This window comes from Rhodococcus mengyinensis, assembly GCF_048381435.1.
Lineage (GTDB): Bacteria > Actinomycetota > Actinomycetes > Mycobacteriales > Mycobacteriaceae > Rhodococcus_F > Rhodococcus_F opacus_D.
The window spans coordinates 39,065-52,805 of record NZ_JBLWIT010000054.1; the positions used below are offsets into that span (position 1 = coordinate 39,065).

At 66.9% G+C, this 13,741-nt stretch carries 13 protein-coding genes; 8 read left to right on the top strand and 5 right to left on the bottom strand.

Going from position 1 to position 13,741, the window contains the following annotated elements; genetic code table 11:
• Nucleotides 1-64: 64 nt before the first annotated feature.
• Nucleotides 65-823, bottom strand: a complete 759-nt coding sequence (locus ACNJ7E_RS10670) for an SDR family NAD(P)-dependent oxidoreductase (RefSeq protein ID WP_280778986.1) — start codon at nt 821-823, stop codon at nt 65-67.
• Nucleotides 824-1,075: 252 nt separating this feature from the next.
• Here ACNJ7E_RS10670 and ACNJ7E_RS10675 point away from each other — a divergent pair, with 252 nt between their 5' ends.
• The 8 genes from ACNJ7E_RS10675 to ACNJ7E_RS10710 all read left to right on the top strand — a co-directional run bounded on the left by ACNJ7E_RS10675 (nt 1,076) and on the right by ACNJ7E_RS10710 (nt 9,376).
• Nucleotides 1,076-1,594, top strand: a complete 519-nt coding sequence (locus tag ACNJ7E_RS10675) for an RbsD/FucU domain-containing protein (protein ID WP_280778985.1) — start codon at nt 1,076-1,078, stop codon at nt 1,592-1,594.
• Nucleotide 1,595: 1 nt separating this feature from the next.
• Nucleotides 1,596-2,384: an alpha/beta fold hydrolase gene (locus ACNJ7E_RS10680; protein WP_418339805.1), complete on the top strand. Its 789-nt coding sequence runs from the start codon at nt 1,596-1,598 to the stop codon at nt 2,382-2,384.
• Nucleotides 2,385-2,430: 46 nt separating this feature from the next.
• The gene (locus ACNJ7E_RS10685; RefSeq protein WP_280778983.1) at nt 2,431-2,811 is read left to right on the top strand and encodes a DUF1937 family protein; all 381 of its coding nucleotides are present in this window, start codon (nt 2,431-2,433) and stop codon (nt 2,809-2,811) included.
• 97 nt (nt 2,812-2,908) lie between these two features.
• Entirely contained in the window at nt 2,909-5,110 is a 2,202-nt protein-coding gene (gene treS, locus ACNJ7E_RS10690; protein WP_280778982.1) for a maltose alpha-D-glucosyltransferase, read from the top strand.
• A gap of 60 nt (nt 5,111-5,170) precedes the next feature.
• Complete coding sequence (locus ACNJ7E_RS10695; RefSeq protein ID WP_280778981.1) at nt 5,171-5,824, top strand: hypothetical protein; 654 nt, start codon at nt 5,171-5,173, stop codon at nt 5,822-5,824.
• Between the two features lie 107 nt (nt 5,825-5,931).
• On the top strand, nt 5,932-7,470 hold the full coding sequence (locus tag ACNJ7E_RS10700) for an arylsulfatase (RefSeq protein ID WP_418339806.1): 1,539 nt from the start codon (nt 5,932-5,934) through the stop codon (nt 7,468-7,470).
• Between the two features lie 5 nt (nt 7,471-7,475).
• Nucleotides 7,476-8,417 (top strand): HAD family hydrolase, encoded by a 942-nt coding sequence (locus ACNJ7E_RS10705; protein WP_280778979.1) that lies wholly within the window; start codon nt 7,476-7,478, stop codon nt 8,415-8,417.
• Between the two features lie 74 nt (nt 8,418-8,491).
• A complete protein-coding gene (locus tag ACNJ7E_RS10710; protein ID WP_280779178.1) occupies nt 8,492-9,376 on the top strand; it encodes a formylglycine-generating enzyme family protein in 885 nt (294 codons plus the stop codon).
• On the opposite strand, the gene ACNJ7E_RS10715 is transcribed toward ACNJ7E_RS10710, so the two are convergent.
• From ACNJ7E_RS10715 to ACNJ7E_RS10730, 4 genes are all read right to left on the bottom strand, one after another.
• Nucleotides 9,368-9,715 carry a YidH family protein gene (locus ACNJ7E_RS10715; protein WP_247252241.1) on the bottom strand — a complete coding sequence of 116 codons (348 nt, stop codon included), beginning with the start codon at nt 9,713-9,715 and terminating at the stop codon, nt 9,368-9,370. The genes ACNJ7E_RS10710 and ACNJ7E_RS10715 overlap by 9 nt on opposite strands.
• On the bottom strand, nt 9,712-11,202 hold the full coding sequence (locus ACNJ7E_RS10720; RefSeq protein WP_280778977.1) for a protein kinase family protein: 1,491 nt from the start codon (nt 11,200-11,202) through the stop codon (nt 9,712-9,714). The genes ACNJ7E_RS10715 and ACNJ7E_RS10720 overlap by 4 nt, the downstream gene beginning before the upstream one ends.
• Before the next feature lie 140 nt (nt 11,203-11,342).
• Nucleotides 11,343-12,713 carry an amidase gene (locus ACNJ7E_RS10725; RefSeq protein WP_105416794.1) on the bottom strand — a complete coding sequence of 457 codons (1,371 nt, stop codon included), beginning with the start codon at nt 12,711-12,713 and terminating at the stop codon, nt 11,343-11,345.
• 36 nt (nt 12,714-12,749) lie between these two features.
• Entirely contained in the window at nt 12,750-13,724 is a 975-nt protein-coding gene (locus ACNJ7E_RS10730; RefSeq protein ID WP_418339807.1) for a D-2-hydroxyacid dehydrogenase, read from the bottom strand.
• Between the last annotated feature and the right edge of the window lie 17 nt (nt 13,725-13,741).

Below are 13,741 nucleotides of genomic sequence, written 5' to 3' on the forward strand. Positions count from 1 at the left end.
CTGTCAAATGGGATTGCGGTGGGAGCCCGAGGCGGCAGGGCCCCCCACCGCAAGGGTTGGTGTGTCAGGCCCCGGCGAGAACGCCGCCGTCGACGACGAACGCCGTCCCGGTGATGGCGGTGGAGTGGTCCGACAGCAGGAAGGCGACGGAGTGCGCGATCTCGATGGGGAGGATGGCGCGTCCGATCGGCTGGAAGTCGGGGAGCCCGGCCTCGAGTTCCTCGCGGCCGCCGAGTGCCGTGTAGTGCGGCACGTTCAGCGGGGTGTCGACGAAGCCCGGGCAGAGGGTGTTGGCGCGGATGCCCTGCGCGCCGAAGTCCAGGGCGATGGCCTTGGTCAGCGTGAGCACGGCGCCCTTGCTTGCCGTGTATGTCGTCAGCAGTTTCTCGGCGCCGATCGAGTTGATGGAACCGAAGTTGACGATCGACCCACCGCCCACCTTCAGCATCTCGGGAATCGCGTACTTCGACCCCAGGAACACGCCCTTCACGTTGACGTCGAACGTCTTCTGGTAGTCCTCGACCGACGCGTCCAGAATGGTGCCGGGCTTCAGGATGCCTGCGTTGTTGACGATGCCGTCGAGCTTGCCGAACGTCGCCACCGTGAAGTCGACGAGGTTCTTGACCTGCTCTTCTTCGGTGACATCGACGACGCGGCCGATCAGGCGATCGTCGTCGACCTTCAGCTGGGGAAGGCTGGACTCTGAGTGCACGGTGGCGACCACCTGTGCCCCCTCGTCGTGGAGATGCAACGCCGTGGCGAGGCCGATTCCTCCGCCTGCACCCGTAACGATGACTGTCTTACCCTGCAGCAGCTGGCCCATGGTGTTCTCCCTCGAGGGTCATGTGGATGTGGAAGCGCGAATACGCGGAAGCGATTGACTCCTTGTCGACAATCGACCAGGAAAGTGTGCGCCCTCGCCGGACGATCGGTCAAGCGTTGGATCCGGATCCGTTCAGTGCTTGACCTCCGGGCGGGGACGTCTTAGATTTCTAGTCGATTGTCGACTAGAGCACATTCTGTGCCCGGCGCGCTGCGCCGCACACCTCACGCCCTCGATCGAAGGACGAATCCCATGGCACCAAAAACCCGATTGCTGCACGAACGCCTGGCCGCCGTCGTGAGCCAGCTCCGGCACGGCGAGATGATCTACGTCGCGGACGCGGGAAGCGGCACGTCTTCCGCGAGCCTCGTTCCACTGTCGCCGCAGGTCGAGACCATCGATCTCGGCATCGCACCGGGATTGCCGTCGGTCGGGGATCTGCTGTCGGTGCTGTGCGAGGTGGGGGATTTCGAAGCAGCCGTCGTCACCGAGGACATGGTGACCGCCAACCCCGAAGCCCGGAAGTTCGTCTCAGCACTGGTGGGGGAGGAGAACGTCCACGAGCTGCGGTACCTCCCCGAGTTCTACAACCTCCGCGACCGGGTGAAGGTCTTCGTCCAGACCGGCGACTACTCGGTGCACGGCAACGTCGTTCTCGTCGCGGGCTACCCGAGCCCGCCGATTCCGCTGAACTGGCTCACGTCCCCGACCTGGTTCGAGGACTTGCCGACCGCACCGCCGTCGACCGATCCGGGAAGTCCGGAGGCCTGACATGCCCTACTTCGACGGTGTCAGGAACAAGGTCTACTACCGGCAGTGGGAAGCCTCGCAGCCCTGGGCGCGGATCCTGCTCCTGCACGGATTCGGTGAGCACTCCGGTCACTATCACCGGCTCGCGGGACAGCTGAACTCGGCCGGTGTGGACGTGTGGGCGCCCGATCACCTCGGCCACGGTCACACCGGCGGACCGGCAGGGCTCTTCCCCTCGGTGGACGAACTCGCTTCCAATGCAGGAGTTCTGGTCGACATCATGGCCGGCGACGGGCCCGGCGTGCCGGTGGTCGTCCTGGGCCACTCGCTCGGCGCACTGACCGGGGCCCTCCTCTCGGTTCGCACACCGTCCCTGCGCACCGGACTGATCATGACGGGAGCGCCCCTCTGGGGACTGCCGCGTGAGGCGGAGGGCCGGACGGACCTCGTCATGGCGAAGGACCGGTCGTACCTCGATGCGCTCGAGAACGATCCGCTCGGCTTCGACACGGCTCCCGCCGAACCGAACCTCTGGCAGGCGCTCACCGTGGCCGGAGGAAAAGTGCGGGCGTGTCTGCCCGCGATGACGATGCCGATCCTGTTGGTCAACGGCGAATTCGACGCCTTCGCGACACCCGATCGCGCTGCCGAATTCGCGCGAGAACTGCAGCACGGACAGAGCGTCGTCATCCCGGGCGGCTACCACGACATTCCGAACGACGTCGCCCACCGGGAGGTCGCGTCGCTGATGATCGAGGCGATCTCGCGATGGTGCCGGACCGTGCATCCACTCCCGGCGGGGTCTCGATGAGCGGGCCCTGTACCGCGGCCTGCGCCCCACGAATCACGAGGAAACCATGAGAAAGATCTTTCTGGCCTGCCCCTACAGCCATGCCGATCCGGCGGTGACGCACGAGCGGTTTCTCGCCAGCAACCAGGTAGCCGGATACATCGTCGAATCCGGCCATGCGGTGTTCAGTCAGGTGTCGATGTCTCATCCCGTCAACCTGACCTTCACCGGAAAGGACAACACGGCGATCGGCAGGATGTGGGGACCCGTCGACCGGGTGTTCATGGACGCGATGGAGGAACTGATCATCCTCGACCTCCCCGGATGGGATCAGAGTTCCGGCATCAGACGCGAGGTCGAGTTCTTCGAGAGCCGGGACAGGCGGGTGAGCCTGTGGTCCGAGGCCTCCGCCGAGTTCGTCGCACCCGAAAGTTCCGCGGTCCGCTGACGGTCGTCCAACTCCCCATGCCGGGCGGTCGTTTCCGTGGGACGGTGGACGGGTAGCCGACCGTGCGGCGGAGCAAACGAGATGACGACGGAGGACCATGAACCCCGAGATCCATCACGAGCCCAGCGAGATCAGCTACGACGAGCAGTTCTACCCGGCGCGCCCTCGGCCGTTGAAACCGTCGGTCCGCCGTGCGACCAGGGTCGATGCGCAGACGGGCGAGCCCGTTCCGGACAACCCGAACTATGTGGAGTGGCTGATCAGTCAGTCGATCCTGCACGATGCGAAGTTGATCGCGGAGCAGTTGTCCGGCAAGGGCAGCATGTGGCAGAACCCGTATGCCGATCCGAATCCGCGCGCAGCGGTGGAACGCGGATCGGTGTGGTTCACGGCGTACCCGATTTCGATCATCACGGCTTCAGGTGCGAGTTTCCTGAGTTCGCTCGGCGACGAGTCCCTGTGGCAGGCGTTCTCCGAGATCGGGGTGACGGCCGTCCACACCGGGCCGGTGAAGCAGGCGGGCGGGATCAACGGGTGGCGGGCCACGCCGTCGGTGGACGGCCACTTCGATCGCATCAGCATGCAAATCGACTCGGCCTTCGGGACCGAGGAGGAGTTCCGCAAGCTCTGCGTCGTCGCCGCCGCGTACGACGGCATCGTCATCGACGACATCGTCCCCGGTCACACCGGCAAGGGTGCCGACTTCCGGCTCGCCGAGATGGCGTACGCCGACTACCCCGGCATCTATCACATGGTGGAGATCGAACAGCAGGATTGGCACCTGCTTCCCCGCGTGCCGGAAGGCCGGGACTCGGTCAACATCGACGCCGACACCGAGGCGCAACTCGCCCGGGCCGGGTACATCATCGGTCAGCTCCAGCGCGTCATCTTCTACGAACTCGGTGTCAAGGAAACCAACTGGAGTGTCACCCCCGTGGTGAAGGGGGTGGACGGCATCGAGCGGAGGTGGGTGTACCTGCACTATTTCAAGGCCGGGCAGCCCTCCATCAACTGGCTGGATCCGTCGTTCGCGGGCATGCGCCTCGTCATCGGGGATGCCTGCCACTCCATCGCGGACCTCGGTGCGGGTGCACTTCGACTGGATGCCAACGGATTCCTCGGGGTCGAACGCCGGACCGAGGGACTGCCCGGCTGGTCGGAGGGGCATCCACTGTCGGAGGCGGCGAATCACCTGATCGCCAGCATCGTTCGGAAGATGGGGGGATTCACGTTCCAGGAACTGAACCTCACCATCGACGACATCAAGGCGATGGGCACGACCGGAGCCGACCTGTCCTACGACTTCATCAATCGTCCCGCCTACCATCACGCCCTCGTCATGGGGAACACCGAATTTCTCCGGCTCACCATGAACCTCGCCCGCGATCACGGTGTCGACGCCGCGTCACTCGTCCATGCCCTGCAGAACCACGACGAGCTGACGTTCGAGCTGGTCCACTTCGCGACGCTGCACAAGGACGACGAGTTCGCGTACGGCGGCGAGTCGATCAAGGGGTCGGATCTCGGTGACCGCATCCGTAAGGATCTGTGCGAGAGGCTCACCGGACGCTGGGCCCCGTACAACCGCACGTTCACGACCAACGGGATCGCCTGCACGACCGCCAGCGTCATCACCGCGGCGCTCGGCATCCGCGACCTCGACAGGATGGATGCCGCGGACATCGACACCGTCAAGCAGGCGCATCTGCTCCTGGCGATGTTCAACGCGCTCCAACCCGGTGTCTTCGCCCTGTCGGGCTGGGATCTGTGCGGGCTGCTGCCCGTGCCGTCCGAGGACGTCGCCGACCTTCTCGCCGAAGGGGACACCCGCTGGATCAACCGCGGCGCGCACGACCTGATGGGGGTCAATCCCGAAGCCGACCGGTCGGAGTCGGGCATTCCCCGGGGCACCAGCCTGTACGGAAGTCTGCCGGTGCAACTGCAGGACCCGGCGTCCTTCGCTCGCGGTCTCGCCCGCATCATCGACGTCCGTAACCGGTTCGGCATCGCCACCGCGGTCCAGCTCGACGTGCCCACGGTGTCGCACAAGGGACTGCTCGTCATGGTCCACGAACTGGCGGACTCGAGTCTCGAAGTCACCGTTCTCAACTTCACGTCCGAGGAGATCGCCGCGACCGTGCAGTCCCACTGCCTGCCGGCCGGATCGCCTGCGGTCAATCTGTTCACCGACGAACAGATCGGCACCGTCGACGAACTCCACAGCTTCCCGATCACCCTGGCCCCGTACGAGGGGGTTCCCGTCGTCGTGCGACCGGGCAGGGCGGACGACGCGGGCTGATCCGGTCACGCTTGTGCGTCCCTGTTGCCCTGGAGCTCGACCTCGGCGAAGACTGATCTCATGGCCGGCACACAGAGCGAGGCCGAGTTCCACCAGCTACGGACTCCACGGGCCGCGGCCGTCGCCGGTGTCGTCTTCGGTGTCCTGTTCGCCTCCAGCATCGTTCTGCTGCGCACCGGGCTGCCCGGCGAAGCCGCCACCCCGTGGTTACACCACCAACGGCAGATCACGACGGCCCTGATACTCGCACCGTTCGCGGGCATCGCGTTCCTGTGGTTCATCGGTGTCATCCGCGACCGGCTCGGGGACCTCGAAGACCGATTCTTCTCGACCGTCTTCCTCGGCAGTGGGCTGCTGTTTCTCGCCATGACGTTCGTGTCGACGGCGGTCGCCGGCGGGCTCCTCGCCGTCTCGCGGCTCACCAACGTTCCGCAGAACGACCTCGTCTTCTTCGGGCGTGAGGTGATGTTGCATGTGAACAACGTCTACGGGGTGCGCATGGCCGGGGTGTTCATGATCTCGCTGGGAACCATCTGGCTGCGCACCGGACTGATGCCGCGGTGGCTGGCTGTCGCCACCTACGCGCTGTCCCTCACCCTGCTGGTGGTCGTGAGTTTCAGTCTCTGGGTGACGTTGGTCTTCCCGGCCTGGGTGATGGTGATCAGCGTGTACATCCTCACCGTGGATCGGCCGCCGTCGATCCCCCCGGACTGACCGCCGCTCCGGGACACGAGGTTCTCACCCGGTACGGGTGATGTGGCGCGTCGGTGCCGCGAGCAACGTCAGGACTGCGATTCCCCCGATGATGCGAGGAGAGACAGATGACGGACGCGAAACCCAACATCCTGGTCATTTGGGGCGACGACATCGGTATCACCAATCTCAGCTGCTACAGCGACGGACTGATGGGGTACCGCACACCGAACATCGACCGTCTGGCCGAGGAGGGCATGAAGTTCACCGACTCCTACGGTGAGCAGAGTTGCACTGCCGGTCGCGCGTCGTTCATCACGGGGCAGAGCGTGTATCGCACCGGCATGAGCAAGGTCGGAATCCCGGGAGTCGACGTCGGATTGTCGCCCGAAGACCCCACCATCGCCGAACTCCTCAAGCCCCTCGGATACGCCACCGGACAGTTCGGGAAGAACCATCTCGGCGATCTGAACAAGTATCTGCCGACCGCTCACGGATTCGACGAGTTCTTCGGCAACCTCTATCACCTCAACGCCGAGGAAGAACCCGAGCTTCCCGACTACCCGAGCGCACAGGACTATCCCAAACTGCACGAGGTGATGATGCCGCGCGGTGTGCTGCATTGCTGGGCCACCGAGGAGGACGCGGGCGAGGTCGATCCGCGGTACGGGCCGCTCGGGAAGCAGCGCATCGAGGACACCGGTCCGCTGAGCAAGAAGCGGATGGAGACCATCGACGACGAGACGGTTTCCGCGGCAATCGACTTCATCACGCGGCAGAAGGAAGCGGAGACCCCGTTCTTCGTGTGGATGAACACGACGCACATGCACCTGCGGACCCACACGAAGCCGGAAAGCGTCGGTCAGGCCGGGCACTGGCAGTCGCCGTACCACGACACCATGATCGATCACGACAAGCACGTCGGCCAACTGCTCGACGCGGTCGACGAGCTGGGTCTCGCCGAGAACACGATCGTCATCTACAGCACCGACAACGGTCCTCACGCGAACACCTGGCCGGACGGCGCGACCACCCCGTTCCGCAGTGAGAAGGACACCAACTGGGAGGGTGCGTTCCGCGTCCCCGAGGTGATCCGCTGGCCGGGCAGGATCCCCGCGGGCAGCGTGTCCAACGAGATCGTGCAGCACCACGACTGGCTGCCCACCTTCCTCGCCGCCGCGGGCGCACCCGAGGTCGTCGAGCAACTGAAGACCGGGCACACGATCGGCGAGAAGACGTTCACAGTGCACATCGACGGCTACAACCTGCTCCCGTACCTCACCGGTGAGGTAGAGACGTCGCCGCGCCGGGGAATGGTGTACTTCTCCGACGACTGCGACGTGCTGGGCATCCGTTTCGACAATTGGAAGATCGTGTTCATGGAGCAGCGGGCGCAGGGAACCCTCGGCCTGTGGGCGGAGCCGTTCACCCAACTGCGGTTGCCGAAACTGTTCAACCTGCGCACCGATCCGTTCGAGCGGGCCGACATCACGTCGAACACCTATTGGGACTGGTTCCTCGACCACGACTACATCGCCATCTACGGAACATTCATCACGACCCAATTCCTCGAGACGTTCAAGGAGTTCCCCCCGAGGCAGGAGCCGGCGAGCTTCACGATCGACCACGCGGTGGCGAAGCTGCACGCCTTCCTGGCGAAGGACTGACCGACGTGGGGGCCGGGCTGGGTGGTTCCTGGGCGGACGGATCGACGCGGTCCGCGATCGAGGACTTCGTCGGGCAGGTGACGACACGGGGACCGGACTTCGTCGAGCCCGCCGACCGGGTGGCCGTATTCGACAACGACGGCACACTTTGGTGCGAGAAGCCGATGCCCATCCAGCTCGACTTCACCATCCGGCGCTTCGCCGAGATGGCCGCGAAGGATCCCGGCCTCCAGCAGACGCAACCGTGGAAGGCGGCCCACGAGCACGACCTTCAGTGGCTCGGTGCGGCGATGGTCAAGCACTACCAGGGCGACGACGGCGACCTGAAACTGTTGATGGGCGCAGTCACCGAGGCATTCGATTCGATCACCGTCGAGAATTACGACGCAAGGGTGCGGGCCTTCTTCGACGACGCGGATCACCCGACGCTCGGCCGCCCGTACGCCGGCTGCGGATACGCGCCGATGGTCGAACTGCTTCGCCATCTCGAGGCGAACGGATTCACGATCTACATCGCGTCCGGTGGTGACCGGGACTTCATGCGCCCGGTCGCCGGACGGCTCTACGGGATTCCGCCGGAACGCGTCATCGGCAGTGCCCTCGGCCTCTCGTACCGTGAAGGGGCGGACACGAGCGACCTGCTCTACAAGGCTGCGATGGACTTCTTCGACGACGGGCCGGAGAAACCGGTCCGAATCTGGAGTCGGATCGGGCGACGGCCGATCCTGTCGGTCGGCAATTCCAACGGCGACCTGCCGATGCTCGCGTTCTCCGGGCTACCCGATCGCCCGTCGCTTCGGGTGCTGATCCTGCACGACGACGCCGATCGCGAATTCGACTACGTCGCGGGCGCGGAGCAGGCCCTCGAACACGCACGAGAAAAGAACTGGACCGTGGTAAGCATGAAGAACGATTGGACGAGCGTCTTCTCGCCGGCCGTCACCTGATCAGGCAGAAGGGAAGGCGTGTGGATACCCAGACCGTCTCCGAAGTCCGGCACATCCCCGCTCAGACCTTCACGATGGGTTCGGATCGGCACTACCCGGAAGAAGGTCCGGCGCACCGGGTCGCGGTCGACGCCTTCGCCATCGAGGCCCACCAGGTCACCACCGCGCAGTACGCCGCGTTCGTCCGGGACACCGGTTATGTGACGGTCGCCGAGCGGCCGCTGGACCCCGCCGAATTCCCCGGTGCTCCCGCCGAGAATCTGCAACCGGGATCGATGGTGTTCACCCCCACTCGGGGCCCGGTCGATCTCCGTCACCTCAGTCAGTGGTGGACCTGGACCGTCGGTGCGTCCTGGCGGCACCCCACGGGGCCGGCATCGACGATCACCGGCCGCGAACGGCATCCCGTCGTTCACGTCGCCCACGAGGATGCGGCAGCGTACGCGGAGTGGGCAGGGCGGTCCCTCCCCACCGAGGCGCAATGGGAGGCCGCGGCGCGCGGCGGACTCGACCACGCCGAATTCACCTGGGGTGACACCGCCGAGAGTGAATCCCCTCCGCTGGCGAATTACTGGCAAGGCGAGTTCCCGTGGCGCCCGGACCCCGGGTACGGCACCACGACCGCCGTCGGTAGCTATCCGCCCAACGACTACGGTCTGTTCGACATGGCAGGCAACGTGTGGGAATGGACCGCCGACTGGTACTCGGATCGGCACGCCGACACAGCGGAGTCGTGCTGCGCGCCACGCAATCCGCGTGGGCCCGGCATGTCGGAGAGCTTCGACGCCCGGCAGCCCCAATTCCGGGTGCCCCGGCGGGTGATCAAGGGTGGGTCGTTCCTGTGTGCGGACAGTTACTGCCGGCGGTATCGGCCCGCGGCACGGCGGCCGCAGATGGTCGACACCGGGATGAGTCACATCGGATTCCGCTGCGTCACGGCCCTACCCGGGTCAGAGTAGGACCACCACGGCGAGGAGCGCGAGCAGTGTGACGATGCTGGAGGTGACCACGGCGGTGAACGTCGCCGGCGCGAATTCCCCGGATTCGATCTGCCGGCTGATGACCCGATAGCGGACGGTGCCGTACGCGGAGACCAGTAGTCCCGCGCCGATCAGGATCAATCCGGCAGCCACGGCGTGGCCGCCGCGGTGCGGCGCGAACTTCGCGACCGCCACACCGAGTGCGGCGACGCTGATGCCGGTGCGATGCCAGGCGAGGTAGGTCCGCTCGTTGGCCAGATGGTCGCGCGCGGTGCTTCCCTCGTTCGGCTGCGTGGGGCCGAAGATGTTGCGGCTCATGCGCCGCGACCCAGGAAGCCGATCTCCGACAGGCGCGACTGGAACCCGGACTCGCCGCCGGACAGTCCCGAGATCCAGATGAGGACCCGGTCGGTGGGTACAGGCGTCCGGGCCACGATCTGGGTGACCCCGTCGCCGAGCGTGGCGCTGCCGATCAGCTGGGTGCGATCGATGCTCGCCCACGCGACGGGCGCGGTCCGGATCTCGACCGTGGTGCCCGGTGTCGGGGAGTCGATCCAGACTGTCCGCAGATCGACGGGCCCGGGAAACGACACGATCAGACCCATTCCCTGCTTCGTCGCCGACAGTTGCTGCGGGTAACGGTCGGTCGCCCAGGATGTCGCGGGGTTCGCGTCGACGGCGAGGGAGGCAGTGGCACCGTTGTCGGGGAAGCGCAGCGGGGAGTAGGCGGCCGCGGACGACGGGGTGAGCGGTGCCTGACGGGGGTCCGGAACCGGCGCGATCTGGCTGAGCATGCTGTCTGCGACGGCGGCCGGGGGAGCGTCCGACGAGCTGAATGTGGCGCCCGCCGCCCACCCGGCGGCGCCGAGCGCGACAATCAGGGCGAGTGCGCCGCTCAACGCGGGAAGCGGCGCGTTCGGCCGGGGTGCCCGGTTGGCGGGTGCAGGGCGGGCTCTCTTCGTGGTCGCAGCGAATGCGGATGCCGAGCGGGCCCGCGCGTCCGCCAGGATGCGGTCGAGGGCGTCGACGACCGCCTGCGCGGTGGACATCCCGGGTCGCCGAGCAAGCGCGTTCATGGCCACGTCGGACAGACGTCGTGGAATCGCGGGCCGCACACGATGCGGCGGGACGACGGAACCGTCACCGCGCCTGCCGGCCGGGGGCAGCCCGGCTGCTCGGGTCGCGCCGGACGAGGGCAACGGCCACGTGCCGAGCAACAGGGCGTACAGCAGCGCACCGAGCCCTGCGACGTCGTCGGCCGCGCTGCCGTCGGCAAGTGTGGCGGGGAAGGCGAGGACCGCGAGTCCGTCGTGGGAGATCCGCACCCGGTTGGGATGATCGAGTGAGATGCGGGCACCGAAATGGTGTGCGTCTGCGGTCGCGGCGGCCAGGTGCCGCACGGTGCGAGCGGCATCCAACGGCCGTGGGACCGTATGCGCGACATCCGCGACACGCCACCCCGGCGTCCATTCCGCGACGACGGCGATCCGGTCGCCGACTGCCGCGATGTCGTAGACCTGCGCGATCCGGCCCTCGTGGCTGAAGCTGGTTCCGGTGGTGTTCCGGCAGAAGCGCGCCACCGGATCCGGACGTGTGTCGGTGGCGCGGACGTGCGCCGAGTCGACGAGGCTGAGCGCGACGTCCCGGCACAGTTCGGTGTCGTGCGCGTGCCACCACTGCACCCAGTCGGGTCCGGCGAACCGTCCCAGGAGCCGATATCGGGTGGCGACGAGCATGCCCGGGGCGAGCGGATCCCGGCCCTGCGGCGAATGCGGCAGGCCCCCGGACACCGGCGTCGCTGTCATCTACTCTCCCGGGCTCTCCCCGACCCCGAAAATCCCTGTCAGGCAACTGTCACCCGGCAGCAGAGCAGACATTCGCACAGCACCGGGCCTACTGCTGATCATCCTCGGATGCCGAGCGAACCGTGTGCTTTTCGGCCGACCTAGCCGAGGACGTGCTCCGCGTATCGCGCGACCGCGAGTACCAGGTCGTCCGAGTGGCGGGGGCCGATGATCTGCAGACCCACCGGCAGACCCGCTGCGGTGCGGCCGACGGGGATGCTGATCGCCGGCTGCTGCGTCAGGTTGAACGGGTAGGTGAACGGGGTCCACTGCGGCCAGCTCGTGAGATCGCTGCCCGGCGGCACGTCGTAGCCGGCCTCGAAGGCCGGAATCGGGACGGTGGGGGTGAGCAGGACGTTGTGCGTCAGATGGAATTTGCCCATCCTGATGCCGATGTCCGCGGCGACCGCGCGAGCGTCCAGATAGTCGACCGCGCTGAACTTCTCGCCCCGTTCCCAGACCTTGCCGAGCCCCGGGTCGACCTTGTCGCGCGCACCCTCCGGGAAGTTCTTCAGCATGGCCGCGGCGCCGGCTGCCCACAGCAGTTCGAAGGCCTCGATCGGGTCGCTGAAGCCGGGGTCGGCGGCGGTGACCGGCAGACCCGCCGCGTCGAGGGCCTGCACGGCTCGGTCGACGATCGCCCGGACCTCCGGATCGACGGTCACGTAGCCGAGCGTGGGGGAGTACGCGACTCCGAGTCCGACCACGTCGCGGCCGATCTCGCCGCGGAAGGTGGTCGCGAACGGCGCGAGCGACGTCGGGTCGCGCGGGTCGGGCAGCGACAGGATGTCCATCAGCAGTGCCGCATCCTCGACCGTGCGGGTGAGGGGACCGGCGTGCGCCAGCGGCCCGAACGGGCTCGCCGGGAACAGGGGGATCCGACCGTGGGTGGGTTTGAAACCGACGACGCCGCAGAACGAGGCGGGGATGCGCACGCTGCCGCCGCCGTCGGTGCCGACGGAGCAGGGACCGAGTCCGGCCGCGACCGCTGCGGCACTGCCGCCCGAAGATCCGCCGGCCGTCTTGGTCGGGTCGGCCGGGTTTCGGGTGATCCCGCACAGGGCACTGTCGGTCACGGCTTTCCAGGCGATCTCGGGAGTCGTGGTCTTGCCGAGGAACACCATCCCGTCCTCGCGAAGCCGGGCGGCCACGGGACTGTCGACGTCCCACGGCTGGTCCTCGTCGACGGCCTGTGATCCCCGCAGCGTCGGCCAGCCGTCGGTGAGGAAGATGTCCTTGATCGAGATCGGCACGCCGTCGAGCAGCCCCTTGGAGTAACCGGTGGTCCAGCGCTCCTCGGACTTCCGGGCCTGCGCGAGGGCGCGCTCCTCGTCGACGAGGCAGTAGGAATTGATGGTGCGGTCACGCTCGGTGATGGCGTCGAGCATCGCCTGCGTCGCTTCCACCGGCGAAAGTTCTCCGGACGAGTAGGCCGTGACCAGTTCGACGGCGGTCATGTCGGTGGGATTCATGAGAACTCCTTCAGCCTGGACGTTCGGGCCCTGTCTTCATCGGCTCGGTACGTACCCGAGGTGCTTGTCAACTACGTTCTCGAGCGGGTACCCCGCAACCCAGCGTTCGAAATTGTCGGTGAACACGGTTACGAGGTCATCTCGCCAGCCGGCGAAGTCGCCCGAACTGTGGGGCGTGATCGAGACGTTCGGCATGTCCCAGAGTGGATGGCCTGCGGGGAGCGGTTCCGTGTCGAACACGTCGAGCGCGGCGCCCGCGATCGTCCCCGCCCGGAGCGCGGCGACGAGGTCGTCGGTGCGGACGAGCTCACCGCGTCCGACGTTCACGAACCGGGCTCCCGGCTTCATCGCGGCGAACGTCGAGTCGCGGAACAGGTGGCGGGTCTGCTCGGTGAGCGGTGCCACCGCGATCACGTAATCGGCGACGGCGAGCTGCTCCGGGAGATCCTCCGTTGCGGAAACCGTTCCGAAGTCGGGGTCGGCGTTGCGTGCGGTGCGGCCCGACCCGCTGACCTTCATGCCCGCTGCGCGGAGAAGTCGTGCGATCGCGCGGCCGATGGGACCGGTGCCGACGATCAGGGCGGTGCGGCCCGCGATCCGCTCGGATTCGCGGTGCTGCCACGTGTGGGACTGCTGCAGGCGCAGCGAGCCCGGCAGATCCTTCGCGAACGAGAGGATCTGGGCGAGCACGTACTCGGCGATCGCCCCGTCGAACACGCCCCGTGAGTTGGTGATCGTGACGTCGCTGTCGCGGGCCTCGGGGAACATCACGGGGTCGACGCCCGCCGCGGCGATGTGCAGCCACTGCAGCGAACCGGCGGCGTGCCAGGCTCCCGGCACCGCGTCGGTGAGGAAGTCGTAGAGGAACAGCACGTCCGCGCCGTCGAGGGCGTCGCTCAGCCCCGCCTTGCCGGTGTAGCGAACTTCGGCACGGGACACGACGGGTGCCATGAGCTCGTCGCTCGGCAGGACGTGGGCATGTAGCACCGCGACGATCGGGTTCCGACTCACGTTGACACCGTATGAGT